Source organism: Psychrobacter sp. TB20-MNA-CIBAN-0197, from assembly GCF_040309765.1.
Lineage (GTDB): Bacteria > Pseudomonadota > Gammaproteobacteria > Pseudomonadales > Moraxellaceae > Psychrobacter > Psychrobacter submarinus.
Window position 1 is genome coordinate 37,420 of the sequence record NZ_JBEOPC010000009.1, and the last position, 17,230, is coordinate 54,649.

Genomic DNA, 17,230 nt, shown 5'->3' on the forward strand with positions numbered 1-17,230 from the left:
AACAAAGATATAACACTTATAAAAATAACGAGGTATAACTATGTCTACTACAAACCGTAAAATACTCATCGCAGGCGGCGGTATCTCGGGGCTAACTGCTGCTTTTGAGCTGTCCGAAGACCCAAATCTAGAGATTACTGTTGTGGAGTCTCGTGCGCGCTGCGGTGGCAAAATGATTGGGTATTTTAATGAAGAGGCGCAGCGTTTTGAAGAGCACTCTATTCGCGCTTTAAGCTCGACTTATTTTTCTTTGTTTAATCTCTTCGATCGGGCGAGCTTATTGCATATGTTGACGCCTGTTGATAACTATCAGTTTTATCAAAGTGGTAATAACGCGCTTGATGACGAAGAGATACAGAGCAAAAATAGCGGTAATAAAGTCGCTGTCGATAGACGCGCGTCGTTAGATTTGGCGACTATTGAGTCGATGATTGAGACCTTTAATCTCAACAAAAAAGACATGCTGCAACTGGTGCAGCGCATCGTCCATCACGTCAATGCCTCTGATGAAGAGCGTGCAGCAATGGCTCATAAAAAAGCAGGCGATATTATCGGTATCGATGACTTTGACGCGTATACTAAGCGCTTTATAACCAATTGGTTCGGGATTTTGACGGGCGCGCGCATGCATAGTAAAGCGGTCGATATCATGGACAGCTTTGTACTGATGTTCCTGCCGATGCTTGACGCGCCTGTGCTGCCAAAAGGCGTGGCTTCTAAGTCCTACTGCTTTAATCGTCCCACATCCAAGGTCATTGACGCGTTAGTTGATAAGCTAAAAAAGCGCGGGGTCAAATTCATCACCCAAACACGGATAATCAATCTGCATCACCATGATAACGAGCAGCTGAGCATAGATATTCAAGCAAGTGACAGTCAATTACAACATACCCTGCAAGACCAGCGTTTTGATGCGGCAGTAATGGCGCTACCGCATGAGGTGCTGTGGAAACTGGGGCTCATGCCGCAAGTCAAAAAGCCGTTCAATGATGAATGGTCGTTTGGCACTCAGTATCCGTTGAGCGAAGTGCCAAAAGTTTTTGAGCCATTTTTGGGTAAGTCGTACAACCTATGCTTTGATGCGCCGTGGAATATCGTCTTTCAAATTCAGCATCGTGACGGCTTTTGGCAGGATGTTGAGTTTCCTAACGGCTTTGACTATAATCTATCGGCCACTTGTAGCTCACCGTTTAATAAAGGCTCGCTGTTTGGCAAGCGCTTTATGGAGTGTAGCCCTGAGGAAGCTGCCAAAGAAATCCTTTATCAGCTAGGTATCACTGATGCCGCCGAGCGTAAAGCTATTGCAAAAGGCGGCTCTATTGACGCTATCAATCTACGCTATACCGAGGATTGGCAAGACTATGCTGATATCGAAACGGCGGAGATGGGTATCTTGCAAGAGAACGGTAAGCGCTGGGTTAACTTAGCGCAAATCTACGTACGTAATGCCGATGACGAGCTGATTGATACTGCGACGCAGTGGGACAATATAGTGTTAGCTGGCGAGATTATCTCAGTGACTGGGCGCTGGAAAATCCCAACGATGGAGCAAGCAGCAACCTCTGGTAAACAAGCGGCGCAAGCGCTATTTGATTATCTAAACATAGATAAACCAGTCAGCTTAGAGACGTCAACTTTGCTTAATCAAAAGCGCTATAAATATCTTGATCCGTTAGTGACGGCTATGAGCAAAACAGCCAATGCGCTGTCCTAGACTACTGTAAACGTTAAGATAACCACTAACCCTTAGTGAAGGTGTTATTCACTAAGGGTTTTTATCGATGATACATCTGTTTTATAGAAGTAAACACTATTAAAGCAACCACTCTATATTCTGTACGATCATTACCAAACCACTGACTACCATGAGTAAAATCAGCATGACTCGAAACTGCTTCACACTCATGCCCGCCAAAAAGCGCTTGCCAATGACATTACCGGCGATAGCGCCTAATCCTAATACCAAACCATATATCCAAAGCTGCGCGGTCAAGATACCAAAAAAAGTATAACTACCTATCTGAGCGATACCTACAAAGAACGAATTGGCGGTTTTGGTGGCGATAAGGTCTTCTTTTTTGAGTCCCGTATTCATATAAAACGGATTGAGTACAGGCCCCAAACCTCCTACCAAAGTGCTGATAAGAGCGGTCACAAAACCCAGAGGTATAAAGCCTAATTTTGGCATATTAAAAGACTTATCAACTTTGCCAAACCTGTATTGAAATACAGTAGAGATAAGGAAAATACCAACCAATAGCTGAATCCAATTAGCATTTAGACGACTAAACAAAAATGCTGCCAGCCACGCACCGATGACAGCGCTTGGCACATAGTATTTTACCAATGACCAGTCGATATCCTGCCAAAATAAGTACAGCCGCGAGGGACGACTTATAAAAGTACCTAGGTTAATAATGGGAGCGGCTGACGAGGCACCGAATAGCCAAGAGGTAACCGGTATCAGCAGCAAAGCACCGCCGCCACCTGACACAGTAGATATGATAAAAGCCAACATGCCTGCAAAAAACAAGGCTGCTAAGTGCCAAGTCGCCATCGATTGTAAAACCGCAAAAATATCAAACATTATCGAATGAGACACTACCAATCCTTATAACAAATAATCCTGTTTGACATACTCCACGCACCACTTATGAAACGTTTGCGCCGCAGGTGAGATCGTCTTATTCGCTCTCTTAAAAATGCCTATTTGCCGGGTCAAAGCTGGCCTGAGTAGCGGCAGCCAAATCAGATCAGGCTCATTAGACGGAAAAGCCAGCTTAGGCAAAGTGGTGATACCAAGACCGTGACGCAATAAAGAAAATAAGGAAGTGATATTCTCAACCGTATAGCGCGCTTGCCGGTTTAACACCTCGGCAGGGGTGTTCTCTAGCAGGCCACAAGTACCATTATAAATAAACGGCTGCTCGATAAGCTGCTGCCATTTTAGACCTGCCGCGAACCCTGCTTTTCTTTGCGCCGCTGTCGCGTTCTGTAGCTCATCAGTTAGCGCATTACTCTTTAGGCAAACCACGCCGATCGGATCCGCTATCAAAGGCGTAAAATCGATATCGGCTTGGTTAATGGTATGGCAATTCCCCAAAGCCAAATCCACCTCTCCTGCCAGCAGCCTATTGGTCACCCCAACCGAATTGTCATCTATCAGGACAATCTCAATGTCAGGATATCTTTTGGAATACTCAGCCAACACGCTAGGCAACAGTTTAGTCACAAGTGACGGTACGCTTGCCACTCTGATCTTACCTTTATCGCCCGCCGCTACTGCTTGCAAATCTTCCTCAAGCGCCTGATACACCGCCATAAACTGAGTAATTTTGGGTAAACACACCTCGCCAAAAGCGCTAAGGGTAGCTTTGTTACCGCTTTCAAATAATGGCTTGCCAAGCGATTTTTCCAGCTCTTTGATAGAAGCTGATAATGCCGCTTGCGTGCGGTGTGCGTGCTCTGCGGCAGCGCGAAAACCGCCCTCTTCTACCACGAGTAAAAAATGCCGCAGCTGTTGTATTTTCATAATTCATCACCTAAGACCATGCACTGACAATTTAACTTACATGATAAATAAAATCTATCATTATCAATATTTAATGAGTTAGATTTGTCATATTAAAACAAGTAGCATAAATGCTAACCACAGGACTATTGACCAGAACTATCAAACAACGATTTAAAGTTGTGACATCTATTAATGTTATCTAAGGAAGCTTGCGTTATGACCACTCATTCAGCCAAACAAGCGGTAAAAACCTCACTTTACGCCTCAAAAGCGCCCCTTGAGTGGGCAGTTACGAGTAATGGTGCCTTATACACCGCGCAGATCCCGATCGATGATAAAGGAGAAGTCGTTAGCGGCGGCATCGAAGCACAAACGCGGCAGACGCTTGATAACCTCAAGCATACCTTGCAAAGCGCAGGCGTGGGCATGGACGCGGTATTACAAGTGCTGATCTATGTGACCGACCGCGAGTATCTCAAAACCGTTAACCAAGTCTATGCCGAATATTTTGAAGCGCCCTACCCAAACCGTGCTGCGCTCGTAATAGCAGGACTGGCTCGCGAAGAGATGCTGGTTGAGCTGGTCGTTTATGCTGCTGTGCCTTAAGCTCTATATGCCTTATTGGCGATAATTATAATTATATTTAAATCAACTTTTTCGTTTATTCAAACTATCTTATCAAGGATTTATTTATGTCTACTCAAACTGCACAAACCACCCTAAAGCAAGACCCAACGAAATCCCTTTATATCAATGGTGAATGGCAAAGCGGTACAGACACTATCGCCAATATTAACCCCTCAAACACTAGCGAAAATCTGGGTGATTTTGCCCAGGCGAGCAAGGATCAAGTCAAAGACGCCATCGCAGCCGCCCGTGCTGCGCAGCCCAAATGGGAAGCGACGCCACTTGAAAAAAAACAATCTATCCTACAAGCGATCGGCGATGAGATGATTGCGCGCTGTGACGAACTAGGTACGCTACTATCACTAGAAGAAGGTAAACCGTTCGCAGAGGGTCGCGGTGAGATTTATCGCGCCGGTCAGTTCTTTCATTACTACGCCGCTGAAGTCTTACGTCAAATGGGCGATCTGGCAGATTCAGTCCGCCCAGGCGTTAAAGTCGAAGTCACTCGCGAAGCGGTAGGCGTGGTGGCAATTATCTCTCCTTGGAACTTCCCAACTGCGACTGCCGTTTGGAAAATCGCCCCTGCTCTCGCCTTTGGCAACAGCGTGATTTGGAAGCCTGCCAATTTAACGCCAGCAAGTGCTGTGGCGATGGCTGAGATCATCCACCGTCAAGGCTTGCCAGAGGGTACGTTCAACTTAGTATTAGGTGGCGGCTCATCTGTCGGCGACGCGCTGATTCACTCAACCGATATCGACGCGGTCAGCTTTACAGGCTCTGTACCGACAGGCCGCAAAGTTGCTGCCGCTACTGCGCCGAACTTTGTGCGTTGCCAGCTTGAGATGGGCAGCAAAAACGCTCTTGTTATCGCTGATGATGCCGATATGCAAATCGCAGTTGATGCCGCGATTGCCGGCGCATTTGGCGGCTCGGGGCAAAAATGTACCGCCTCCTCTCGCTTGATTGTAATGGATAGTGTCCATGATGCCTTTGTCGAGGCGATGGTTGAACGTATGAAAACCCTAAAGGTCGGTCACGCATTAGATGACGGTATCTTTATGGGGCCGGTGGTCGATGACAAGCAACTAGCAGCCAATATGGACTGGGTTGAAAAAGCCAAACAAGCAGGCGCTAATCTTGCCTATGGCGGCGAGCGTCTACAAAAGCAGCACGACGGCTACTATATGGCGCCAACGCTATTTACTGAGACTGACAACAGCTGGGATGTCAACCAAGAAGAAGTGTTTGCTCCCTTAGCTTGCGTGATACGCGCCAAGGATTTAGAAGAGGCGATTGCCATGACCAACGACACGCGTTTTGGCTTGACTGGCGGTATCATCACCCAAAGCTTGCGTAATAGCGCCCTGTTTAAAGAGCAAGTACAAGCCGGCTGCGTCATGGTTAATTTAGCGACTGCGGGTACGGATTATCACGTGCCCTTTGGCGGACGTAAACAGTCAAGCTTTGGCCCGCGCGAGCAAGGTCAATACGCCAAAGAGTTTTATACCATTGTGAAGACAGCTTATCAAAAGGCGTATTAAGAAAAATGAATATAAAGCACTTAATTTGTCATAGCTAATGTAAAGTTAAGTATGCTGGGATGAATTTTTCGAAGCCTCTGTGAGCATGGCGAACAGCAAGCGAGGAAAATTTATACCAGCTATGCGAAATAACTGACAGCCTTATTTTAATGAGTGCCTGACACACTTTATCAAAGCACAAAAGGATAACAAGATGTACCAAGACCATATCGTCATTGACGGCTTGCAATATAGCAATTGGGATCGTGATTATTTTAAGATGCTACAGGCCAGCGGTATCAACGCGGTACATGCTACTTTGGTCTATCACGAAGATGCGCGTCAGACCATGACTCGCTTTGCTGAATGGAATAGGCACTTTGAGCAAAACAGCGATTTGATTTTACCTGTCTATGATGTTGAAGATATCAAAACCGCGAAAGAGGAAGGCAAAGTTGGCATCTTTTTTGGCGCACAGAACTGCTCGCCTATCGATGATGAGATTGGCCTTATTAGCGTGATGCGCCGTTTAGGACTGCTGATTATGCAGCTGACTTATAACAACCAAAGCCTGCTCGCCACCGGTTGTTATGAGTCCAAAGACAGCGGCGTGACCCGTTTCGGTCAGCAAGCGATTAAAGAGATGAACCGCGTCGGCATGATTATCGATATGTCGCACAGCGCCGAGCAGTCCACGCTTGAGGCGATAGAGCACTCTAGCCGTCCGATCTGTATCAGTCACGCCAACCCCACTACTGCCCACGATGCGCTGCGTAATAAGTCTGACACCGTGATTAGCGCCTTGACCAAGGCTGGCGGCTTGCTTGGCTTTAGTTTATATCCGTTTCATCTGCCCAATGGTAGCGACTGCACGCTTGATGATTTTTGCACGATGATTGCTGATTGCGCCGATAAGTACGGCGCCCGGCACTTAGCCATCGGTAGTGATCTGTGTCTTAATCAGCCAAAATCTGTACTCGAGTGGATGCGTAATGGCCGCTGGTCAAAGGCGATGGACTACGGCGAAGGCAGTGCTAACAATTCAGGTTGGCCAGATAACTTGCCTTGGTTTGCTGGCGAGAAAGGTATGGAGAACATCTATAACGGTCTGCTTCAACACGGTTTCAATGAAGCTGACGCAGGCAAAATCATCGGTCAAAACTGGTTCGACTTTTTAGAGCAAGGAATTAAGCCTTTGACTTAAATCTTTTGATCACATCTTTAATACTCAGACTTATATTTTATTCAATCCTTTATGACGCTATAAGGCATCAGTTGTTTTTGGCGTTAACCTTTATTTGACATCATACCATTGAAGCTCTTGAACTTTTACGGCTGATTTCATTGATATAATTTAAGCTAACGCATGACGACGTCATGACAACTACAGGAAGCCAAACCATGGCTGATTTAAAGGGACTTAAGCAAGACGAGCTCGGACGCTCATTTACTCTAGTAAATGGGCCGCAAATTGCTCAACAAATGGCACGCGATCAGGACCTTTATCGTCCTAATCGCATGGAGACTGACTATCTCATTCAAGAGGAGAGATTAGAAAAACAGGCTATCGTTAAAGAGCTGGATTAACTTTAAAACCTTAACCGGCAAAGCTCAATATAATCGGTCATTTCGTCACTTAATACTGTACTAAATGACCAGCTCAATACACGACTTACCACGGAGGCATTATGAATTTCGATCATGCAAATGATAATAGTATGACAGGCATTGAGCTGGCAAAACGTTCTTTACGTGCCCCTAATGTAGTCATGGACGCTGAGCGGCTTGGCGCTATGCATCAGACGCGCATTAGCTTTGTGCGTACTTTGCTACGTAAGATAGATAGAGAGCAATGGACGCTCAAAACCTATCTTTGGGATTTAGATGACAACGGTTATGGCCAAGTGATTTACCGCTTGCAGACCGCTGAGCATGTCTATCATTTGGTAGTGTTTTGCAATGAGCTGGCAGATGATGAGCGTAACGACAGGGTGATTGCACAGAAGTGGGATGTCACCTTTGGTCTCGTGTATGGCGAGATTGGGCAAGAGCTACTCGATCAGCTCAAAGCTAACGTACCGCTACAAGAAGCAGGCCGCAACTCTAACATGGTCATGGTGCTGGCGCGCGCGAACAAGAGTGTGCGCGTGTTTGAGCACACAGTCTCACGCTTAGCAGAGGGCCAGCAGCCGGATCTTGATATCCTAGCGAAAGTGGGCTACATCCTGCGCACTACCGCCGTTTATGGTAATGGCAAATTTGGTATTTATGATTTTGAGCCGCTGAATCACAGCGAGGATTTTAATCAGTCTTTTCGCGCGCAGATGTGCGCCGTTTATTTATTACGTGAATTCAGTCTTGATTGGGTCGACTATTTAGCGCATAAGCGCGGCGGTGACAAGGCCATCACGCTACATCCTGAGATAAAGCGCTATTTGGGCATCGGTAATGCCACAGGTCTAGGCATGGCGCCTTATTTGATTAATCATCCCTGCATTGTCGATCAATGGCTGACCACGCGAGAAGAGGCGCTACAAGCGACACTCGTCAACGAAATCAATTCAAAAAAAGCGGCTTATTTCTCAACTTTACTCAACCGCGCTATTCAGCATTTTACCCAAATCATCACTATCGATGAGACACAAGCCTCGTTAAACAACACTGCAGTAAAAGAGCTGACCTTACTACGCAATAATTTACTGACGACAATAAAGAGCTACCAGACTTGGGGCGATTTTTTGCACGCGCATAATAACTTAAGTTATGAAGCCCAAGAGGTCATTATCTCTTGCTTGATGGAGCTGTATCCTGAGCAAGTAGACGCCTTTCAAGAAAAGGTCAACGCCGATGAGACCTTGTCGCTACCGAAAGGTAAAACAGTTGAAGACTTGCTCGAGGTATTACAAAGCCGTTATCAGTGGGCGATTAATCTTGACTTCAATGAGCCGGATAACAGTTATTGGTTTTGGTATCGCTCGATAGATAAAGAAGAGCCGCGTATGGGCGTGCGCGGAGAGGAACCTGGCGATGATCGTGAGCTGTCGTTAGATATCGCGCGGCAAGTGAACCGCTTATATGTAGCGCTCAAACAAGCCGAGCCTGAGCGGCTGCTTTCAGAATTTATCTTAAAACAGCCCAAGTATCGCACTATCGCCCGCCGCGTTTGGACAATGGGTCATAAAGCAATGGGCGATATCCAAATGAACGTACTACAAAAGGACACTCTGCCTATTCATCTGCTGCGCTGCAAACTATCGATGTTTGGCGCAACCAAATTCGATCCACGCTCCGATCGCTGGGTACGAGTGACGTTATTTCAGGGTGCGCCGCTGTTCAATGAAGTCCATAGCGATGAGTGGCTGTTTCCGCTGCTGCCAAGACTACCTTTGGATAAGAGGTCTATAGCGAAGCAGCCAACAATACTGGCTACCGATGCGCCCAATGGACCACTGCCGACAATGCCCGTTGCGCCCATTGCGCCCAACCATGCAGATAAAGCGATGAAGGAGATAGAGTTATGATCGTCTGACGCAATGAGATTGTCAGTACCGTGTACAAAGCCTTTACCGGTATGCACCGCGAAGTGGGCGAAGCCGATCTAGTCGCCACTATGGTTGCCGAATTGCAAATGGCGGGGCTTGATGGCGTTGAGCAATTCAATAATGCTACGCCTTATATCTTGACGGAGCAAGATACGCCTATCGATATCGTTGATGAGAGCGAGACTGAGATTCGCTTTAATTTGCATAGCAGCAGCTTAGCTTGCCACCTGCCCGCTATCATGGACTACGCGCTAGAAAAAATGGGAGATCTTAAGCATTATAAAATCTATATCGAGAACTGCCATAATCGCTGGCTGGCTTATAGCGAGCTGGTCAATTTATCGAACAAAGGTATCGCCTGCCTTGCCAAATGGGACAATGGTAGCGCGCCGAAGCACACTTTATTTACCCTAAATCAAGGCTTTACCTATCCTGATATTTACTTTTTTAATGACATTCAAGCCAATTACAACACCGACGATATGATAATTGAGCTTGCAACGTCAAATTTCGATATCGATAACGAGAGCCGAGATTTTGATCATAAGATATCGACTGATGAGCTGTATGAGACGCATAATCGCGCTTGGAAAGAAGGCATCTATGTCGATGATGAGCAGTGGCAGACCCTCAAAAAAACGGCGGCGGCTATCTTAGTAGAAAATAGTGACACCTCAAGCAAAGGCGCAGGCGGCGTATAACTAAACATTGAAGAGTTAAGCTCTCAACATCTTAAATACAATACAACCTTTATAGCCCTCATAGCTAACCACTCTGAGGGTTTTTCATCGTTTAAACAGCCGTTCAAAATAAATATGTAAAAAAATGAATATAATAGAAACAGTGTAGAAATTTTTTGCTATGATGATATTTTGCAGACATAAGTTCAACCGTATTTCTCTTACATTCTATCTGACATTGTAGTTTTAAGATTGATCATGCCAGTGTGTCAGATATCAGCGGGTTTTGGCGTTATGAGGTCGCATATGCTACAGGTCAGCTATTCTATTAAGTGTTGGTTATTGAGCTTTAGCTTTTATATGATGTTTTATTTCATAGTATTTGCTAAGGGTTATGCTTCTATCGAGCTCCTTTATTTATTAGGAGTTAGCACCTTATTGTTCCCTATATCCAAACGCATTATAGATGCCTTATGTGACACCTTGATACCCAATACTGCTCTATTTCATGGCCTACTTCTACCGTTTATTATTAATAGTCTAATATGGCTGCTGACACCTTTTATCATCGCCTTAACGTTAGTGGTCTATACAGTCTGCGCTATTAGCAAATCTATCAACCCTATAAGTCACCCTAAAGATCAGCGTCTGCAGCAAAAGATCAAGCGCCGTAGCAAGCGCAGATAAGTAGCAAGCGCAGATAAAATATCAAGATAATAGTAGAAACAAGCAGACAATAGTTTTCAAAATGAAGTTGATACTCTTGTTACCGTCATTGCTATACTCTAAGTGATTTAATAATGCCGTTACAAAAGCAAACAGTACGCCAAACTGCTATATCTTCGCTCATCGATAAAACCTATCCTACTTTCTTTTAGTAAGCCAATAGTAAGGTCTGTGCTTGATACTGAGAGCTGAATTCATCGCTCTGCTCTACTCTCTTAACGCCAAGAGAGTAACATTTACTACACAGACGCCCCAGTCTGCTGCCTCTACTATTTTATGGAGACTTATTAGTTATCCTTAAATTTAGCCATTATCTGCCAGCGGGAAGCCAGCATGAATACCTTGACTTTAAATATCAATAATCAAGATTACTCCTTTGACGATCTTGATCCGCGCACGACAATTCTAGATTTATGTCGTCAACATCTACAAATTACCGGACCCAAAAAAGGCTGTGATCACGGTCAATGCGGTGCCTGTACCATTCTTATCAATGGTGAGCGCATCAACTCGTGCTTGACCCTTGCGGTTATGCATGACGGCGATGAGATCACCACGATCGAAGGTATCGGAATGCCTGAGTCGTTATCAGCCTTGCAGCAAGCCTTTAAAGATCATGATGCCTTTCAGTGTGGTTATTGCACGCCAGGGCAGATTTGTTCCGCTACGGCTTTAATAGAAGAGGTGAAACAAAACTGGCCAAGCTATGTGACGACAGATCTCAAAAACCCGAATGGGTTGTTAGTCCAAGAGATCGCTGAGCGCATGAGTGGCAATGTTTGTCGCTGTTCTGCTTACCCCAATATCGTGGATGCCATCTCACAAGTGCTTGAGAGCGAAGTGTCAAATAAGCGTGCTTCTTCTAGTGAAGAGACGACTACAGGTTCGCTGCAAGACTCAGCAGTGACAGGTATTTGGTCACCGCCGCCCAGTCAGTCCCAACTTGGTAATCAATCAGTAAACCACAATAAAACTGCCAGTAGCACAGCAGGAGGCCGCTCATGAAACGCTTTGAATATATCCGTGCCCTTGAACCGCAGCAAGCGGTAATGTTTGCTACTCCTAAAGAAGCCTCATTTATCGCAGGCGGTACCAATTTGCTTGATCTCATGAAGTTTGAGATTGAAACGCCAACCAAGCTAGTTGATGTGACACGCTTAGAGCTTGAACAGATTGAAGACACTGCCGATGGCGGCCTACGTATCGGAACCTTAGTAAGCAATAGTGATTTGGCCGCGCATCCTAGTGTGATTGCCAATTATCCGGTATTGTCTCGTGCGATATTAGCAGGGGCGACCGGACAGCTGCGTAATAAGGCGACGACTGGCGGTAACTTCCTGCAGCGTACGCGCTGCTACTACTTTTATCATACCGATAGCCCTTGTAATAAGCGTGAACCGGGTACTGGCTGTCCTGCAATTAACGGTGAGAACCGCCCCCTTGCAATTTTAGGCACAAGTGACGCTTGTATTGCTCAACACCCGTCCGATATGGCGGTCGCTATGCGTTTGCTTGACGCTACTATTGAGACTGCAAAAACCGATGGCTCGACTCGGAAGATTCCAATAAAAGACTTTTATTGTCTGCCAAAAGACACTCCCCACATCGAAAACGTTTTAGAGTCAGGCGAGCTTATCACGCATGTCGTGCTGCCAGCGCCTATTAAAGGTATACACACTTATGACAAAGTGCGTGACCGCGCCTCTTATGCTTTTGCGCTTGTATCGTGTGCAGCTGTGATAGACGCTGATGATAATGGTAATTTGGCGACAGTACGCTTAGCATTTGGCGGTATTGGTACTCAGCCATGGCGCAATGAAGATGTGGAAGATTTGTTGACGAATACGCAGGGCGACGATGACACTATCAAACAGGCAGCAGATTTGTTGTTAAAAGATGCCAAAGGTAGCGGTCAAAACGATTTTAAAATACCACTAACACGCCGTTTGCTAAAACAGGTTATTAAGCGTGCATTAGCGGGCGAGGGAGCATAATCATGTCATTATTAGATTCAGTACTACCGGCAGAGCCCACTAACAAAGAGAAGATGGATAAGCCGGTTGAGACGTTATTCGGCAAAACAGCAAGTAATTTGGTAGGTAAACCAATTAACCGCGTCGAGGGCTCGTTAAAGGTTAGCGGTCAAGCTCATTATTCGGCAGAGATTCAATTAGACAATAAAGTGTATGGTGTCTTGGTGGGCTCGACCATCGCCAAAGGAAAAGTTGAAAAGATCGATAGCGACTCGATTGCCCATATACCAGGTATTATTAAAGTCGTCACTGACCCTAAGCGCTTCTTACGTAACTCACAGCAAGGCACTGAGACCGAAGCACCGACTCAGGGTGTGAGTGAGGTTTTTTATCATGGTGAGCCCATCGCAGTCGTTGTCGCTGAAACTTTTGAAGCGGCGACCGAAGGCGCCAACGCCCTTAAAGTCACTTATAAAGACGAAACCGATCAAGCGGCTTTGGATTTTACTAAAGAGCTGCCTAACGCCCATGAGGTAAATGAGAAAAAAGGCTCGGATAAGAATGCTAAGCACGGAGATCCAGAGCAAGGCCTTGCTGATTCGGCGGTAACCCTCGATAGTGTGTACCATACCCCAAGTCAGAGCAACTCACCGATGGAACCGCACGTTACTTTGGCTCATTGGGAAGATGACAAGCTGGTCTTATATACTTCAAACCAGATGATCGCCTCTTGTAAGCAGCAAGTAATGGACGCATTAGATTTGAAGAAAGATCAAGTCGAGCTGATCTCATACTATGTCGGCGGCGGTTTTGGTAGTAAGCTAGGTATCGCGCCAGAATCTATTGCTGCCGCTATTGCTTCTAAAGAAGTCGGTCGTCCGGTACTGATTACTATGACGCGCCCGCAAGTGATGGAGGCGACGGTAAGACGCTCAAACACCCGTCAGCGTATTGCTATTGGTTGTAATGAAGAGGGTATTATTAATACCTTTATTCACGATACCACGACCAGCAATTTACCAGGCGAGGCGTTCTTTGAACCAACAGCACTATCCACTCACTTTTTGTACCGCGGAGAGAATCGCCGCGTCAGCTATCAGATGGTGGATATGAATCACGTATTATCAGGCTCTATGCGTGCTCCTGGTGAAGCGGTGGGTATGATTGCTGTTGAGTGTGCGATGGATGAGCTGGCGACTAAGCTTGAGATGGATCCTATTGAGCTGCGCCGCCGGAACGAACCTGAAGAAGACCCTAGCGAAGAGATGCCGTTTTCCACACGTCAGCTGGTCGCCTGTATGGAAAAAGGCGCTGAAGCATTTGGTTGGGATGAGCATAATCCCAAACCTGCCAGCCGACTAGAAGGCGACTGGTGGATAGGTACCGGTATGTCTGGCACTTCTCGTGGCAATATGCTGCAGCCTTCTGAAGCGCGGGCGATACTACAAGTCGATGACTCAAAAGAGCTTGGCGTCAAAGCCATTATCGAAACCGATATGACAGATATCGGCACTGGCTCTTATACCGTATTTACTCAGGTCGCCGCCGATTTGTTAGGACTACCTATCGATCATATCGAGATGAAACTTGGCGACAGTGATTTACCGCCAGCATCAGGTTCTGGCGGCAGTTTTGGCGCGGCCAGTGCTGGTAGTGGGGTTTATTTGGCTTGTGAGCAGCTACGCAAAATGCTTGCAAAAAAAGTAGGTCTACATGCCGATACGATTCGTATAGATAACGGTCAAATCAAGAAATCAGGTGAGCATCAGCCTAGTAAGGCAGAAGCCGCTATTGGAGCAAGTAGAGAAAAAGTAGCAGATTTTGTCGATAAAAACTTGGTGGAAAAAGGAGTAGTCGATAAAAGCGAGGTAGATAAAGTATCAGGCTTGGTAGATAAGGCTATAGACTTGGCAGATAAGGTGTCGGCAAAGACAGGTATGCCGCTTCCTGAATTAAAACCTGCAAATGAGCAATACGACTTTGATGATAATCAGTCCTATGCACTAGCTGATATTATTGCTAAGTTTGACGAGCAAGAAATCAGCGCCAAAGGCCAGATCAAGCCGGGTAAAAATGGCAAAAACCTTCGCCAAGCCTCGTTTGGGGCCAACTTCGCTGAAGTGGCGGTACATAAAGTCACCGGTGAGATTCGCGTCAAGCGTATGACTGGCGTGTATGCAGCAGGACGTATTCTCAACCATAAGCTTGCAACCTCGCAGTGTTATGGCGGTATGGTATTTGGTATAGGTTCTGCTTTGATGGAAGAGGTCATTCATGATAAGCACGATGGGCGCTTATGTAACCATGACCTTGCCGAGTACCATGTGCCGGTCAACGCGGACGTACCGCAGTTGGATGTGATTTTGTTAGAAGAGGATGACCCTTATACTAACCCTATGCATATTAAAGGGATTGGGGAAACCTCTATATCAGGGTCAGCGGCAGCCATTGCTAATGCCATCTATAATGCAGTCGGTGTGCGTGTTTATGACTTCCCGATTACTTTGGACAAAATCTTAGCCGATATGCCTGAGTAATAGTCGACATCGAAGTATAGCCCCTGTTGAATAAGACCTGCTGAATGATAATTCTAATCTTAAGCAGGTTTTATTTATCTTATCCCTAAAAGTATAAAAAGAAACGCAAAAATATGAATCAAGTCGCAGACATTCTACAGCTCGCCTTTGACGCACGGCAGCAGCACGTTGATGCGGTGCTCGCGACAGTCGTGCGCACTGAAGGCTCAGCTTATCGTAAACCTGGCGCTATGATGCTTATTTGCGAGGATGGTCGCTCAGTAGGTATGATAAGCGGCGGCTGCCTTGAACCGCACATTATTAAACGCGCCTTTTGGCTGACGCGTCATGGCGCAAGCGTGCAGGTCTATCAAACCGGTGATGAGCAAAAAGAAGACTTGGAGGATGAGCTAGAGGAAAAGTTAGATAATGATGCTGTAGATTTTACAGTAGACTTAGAAGACGAGCTGAACTTTGGCTTAGGCTGCAATGGTAAAGTTCATGTGTTATTTGAGCGCTTATCTTCAGCTATGCCGTATTTAGATTTAATTCAGAAAGTTCGTCAAAGTGGAGAGTCTACTACTGTCGCTACTTTAATACGCTCTAACAGCTCTGAGGTAACCGTTGGTACTAGGGTTCATTTAAACGCCAGTTTTTTAGATGACAATAAAAACTCACAAAAGATACCAGAGCAAACCACAAATTTACCAAAGCCAGTAATCGATGAGTTATCTGCTTATAAAGTGAGTAAAAGACACGCTGATTATCTGGTTTTAAAAAGTCCGGTTGCAAATGACAATAGCTCAAAAAACGCTATACAAACCGAGTGGTTAGTGCAGCGTTTGCAACCGCAAATTCGGTTACTTGTTTGCGGAGCAGGCAATGATATCATGCCGCTAGTAACCATGGCAAAGCTGCAAGATTGGCACGTCACCGTGATCGATAGTCGGCCGCAGTATGCCACTCGCCAGCGTTTCCCGCAGGCTGATGCTGCGTTATACGTGGCTCTTAACGATAGCGAAACTCTACTTAAACTGAGTCAAAATGCAGCGGTAGCACTAATGTCGCATAGCCTCAGCCAAGATCGGGCACGCTTAGCTGTCTTGTTAAAGAATGCCAATCATTGTAATTACATCGGTCAGTTAGGCCCGCGCTATCGTACTGAGCGTTTGATTAAGGAGATTAGCGCAACTTGCGCTGACCCTACCGCCTTGGCAGACGGTATCAATCAGCTGCACTACCCTATCGGTTATAAGCTTGGCGGTGATGGCCCTGAAGCGTTAGCGCTAAGTATCATCGCGCAAATTAGCGCCGTCGTTTATGAGCAAGTTGCAGTTACTAAAGAGTTAGCGCAGCCAAAAGCCAGCTATGAATGACAAGGATAGCTCATCATTCAATCAAAACAAACCTCCAAATCATGCGGTCATTATTTTAGCCAGCGGATTAAGTCATCGATTAGGTCAGCCAAAGCAGCTTCTAGAAAAACAAGGTAAACCATTAATTAACTATATGACGATGCTTGCTTTGGTGACTCAGCCAAAAGCTTTTATTGTCGTCATTCCTCAGCAAGATACAGCTATTGCTGACGTTATCGAAACGGCTGTTAACCGTTTGACAGCGCCAAACTCAAGCATACAGATCGTTAGTAACCCTAATCCACAATTAGGAATGGCAAAGAGCTTATCTTTAGCTATTGATGCATTAAAATCTCAGCATGATTTAGCGATGAAGCGCGTATTGATTATGGGCGTGGATCAAGTGTTATTAAGCGCTCCTCATTTAGATCAACTTCTAGCACAAGATAATATAGTCGTCGCCAGTCGTTACCCGAATTTGGATGAGAGATTTATTATTGATGATAATAAGCATGATATCGTGGGTGTGCCATTAGTTGTCAGTTATAACGTACTAAAATCATGGCAATCCTCGCTCAGTGGCGACAAAGGCTTGCGGCACTTTATTAGAGCGCTAGCTCCTGAGAAAGTCACCACGGTGGCTCACTCAAATCTTAGCTATGATATTGATACTCCTAAACAATTAGCTTATGCTCGACAGCAAGGATGGCTTGATTATTGATATAACTGCCTATAGAACAGTAATTATTGCCCGCTTTGTTTAGCTATTGAGTCTAG

15 protein-coding genes are annotated in these 17,230 nt (G+C 45.7%); 13 read left to right on the plus strand and 2 right to left on the minus strand.

Features of this window, described 5'->3' with window-relative positions:
* Positions 1–40 precede the first annotated feature (40 nt).
* On the plus strand, positions 41–1,714 hold the full coding sequence (locus AAEY83_RS04285) for an FAD-dependent oxidoreductase (RefSeq protein WP_025645889.1): 1,674 nt from the start codon (positions 41–43) through the stop codon (positions 1,712–1,714).
* Positions 1,715–1,813: 99 nt separating this feature from the next.
* Here the strand turns inward: AAEY83_RS04285 and AAEY83_RS04290 are convergent, their stop codons facing one another.
* Together AAEY83_RS04290 and AAEY83_RS04295 are read right to left on the minus strand one after the other, a co-directional pair.
* Complete coding sequence (locus tag AAEY83_RS04290) at positions 1,814–2,602, minus strand: sulfite exporter TauE/SafE family protein (protein ID WP_227501927.1); 789 nt, start codon at positions 2,600–2,602, stop codon at positions 1,814–1,816.
* A gap of 9 nt (positions 2,603–2,611) precedes the next feature.
* A complete protein-coding gene (locus tag AAEY83_RS04295) occupies positions 2,612–3,532 on the minus strand; it encodes a LysR family transcriptional regulator (RefSeq protein ID WP_025645893.1) in 921 nt (306 codons plus the stop codon).
* A 198-nt stretch (positions 3,533–3,730) separates the two neighbouring features.
* Between AAEY83_RS04295 and AAEY83_RS04300 the strand changes: the two genes are divergently transcribed.
* From AAEY83_RS04300 to AAEY83_RS04355, 12 genes are all read left to right on the plus strand, one after another.
* On the plus strand, positions 3,731–4,120 hold the full coding sequence (locus AAEY83_RS04300; protein ID WP_025645895.1) for a RidA family protein: 390 nt from the start codon (positions 3,731–3,733) through the stop codon (positions 4,118–4,120).
* An 86-nt stretch (positions 4,121–4,206) separates the two neighbouring features.
* On the plus strand, positions 4,207–5,682 hold the full coding sequence (locus AAEY83_RS04305) for an aldehyde dehydrogenase family protein (RefSeq protein WP_025645897.1): 1,476 nt from the start codon (positions 4,207–4,209) through the stop codon (positions 5,680–5,682).
* A 193-nt stretch (positions 5,683–5,875) separates the two neighbouring features.
* Positions 5,876–6,865, plus strand: coding sequence for a membrane dipeptidase (locus tag AAEY83_RS04310; protein WP_025645899.1), 990 nt, complete (start codon positions 5,876–5,878; stop codon positions 6,863–6,865).
* A 197-nt stretch (positions 6,866–7,062) separates the two neighbouring features.
* A complete protein-coding gene (locus AAEY83_RS04315) occupies positions 7,063–7,248 on the plus strand; it encodes a hypothetical protein (protein WP_025645901.1) in 186 nt (61 codons plus the stop codon).
* Positions 7,249–7,349: 101 nt separating this feature from the next.
* A complete protein-coding gene (locus AAEY83_RS04320; protein ID WP_025645903.1) occupies positions 7,350–9,182 on the plus strand; it encodes a hypothetical protein in 1,833 nt (610 codons plus the stop codon).
* Positions 9,183–9,199: 17 nt separating this feature from the next.
* Positions 9,200–9,904, plus strand: a complete 705-nt coding sequence (locus AAEY83_RS04325) for a DUF3726 domain-containing protein (protein WP_227501931.1) — start codon at positions 9,200–9,202, stop codon at positions 9,902–9,904.
* Between the two features lie 339 nt (positions 9,905–10,243).
* Positions 10,244–10,570, plus strand: a complete 327-nt coding sequence (locus AAEY83_RS04330) for a hypothetical protein (RefSeq protein ID WP_156923968.1) — start codon at positions 10,244–10,246, stop codon at positions 10,568–10,570.
* Between the two features lie 372 nt (positions 10,571–10,942).
* A complete protein-coding gene (locus tag AAEY83_RS04335) occupies positions 10,943–11,614 on the plus strand; it encodes a 2Fe-2S iron-sulfur cluster-binding protein (protein ID WP_025645907.1) in 672 nt (223 codons plus the stop codon).
* Positions 11,611–12,603, plus strand: coding sequence for an FAD binding domain-containing protein (locus tag AAEY83_RS04340; RefSeq protein ID WP_025645909.1), 993 nt, complete (start codon positions 11,611–11,613; stop codon positions 12,601–12,603). The genes AAEY83_RS04335 and AAEY83_RS04340 overlap by 4 nt, the downstream gene beginning before the upstream one ends.
* A 2-nt stretch (positions 12,604–12,605) precedes the next feature.
* The gene (locus AAEY83_RS04345; RefSeq protein WP_025645911.1) at positions 12,606–15,119 is read left to right on the plus strand and encodes a xanthine dehydrogenase family protein molybdopterin-binding subunit; all 2,514 of its coding nucleotides are present in this window, start codon (positions 12,606–12,608) and stop codon (positions 15,117–15,119) included.
* A 113-nt stretch (positions 15,120–15,232) separates the two neighbouring features.
* Positions 15,233–16,474: an XdhC family protein gene (locus AAEY83_RS04350; RefSeq protein ID WP_025645913.1), complete on the plus strand. Its 1,242-nt coding sequence runs from the start codon at positions 15,233–15,235 to the stop codon at positions 16,472–16,474.
* Positions 16,467–17,174, plus strand: a complete 708-nt coding sequence (locus AAEY83_RS04355) for a nucleotidyltransferase family protein (protein ID WP_025645915.1) — start codon at positions 16,467–16,469, stop codon at positions 17,172–17,174. Before AAEY83_RS04350 ends, AAEY83_RS04355 begins: the two co-directional genes overlap by 8 nt.
* Positions 17,175–17,230 lie beyond the last annotated feature (56 nt).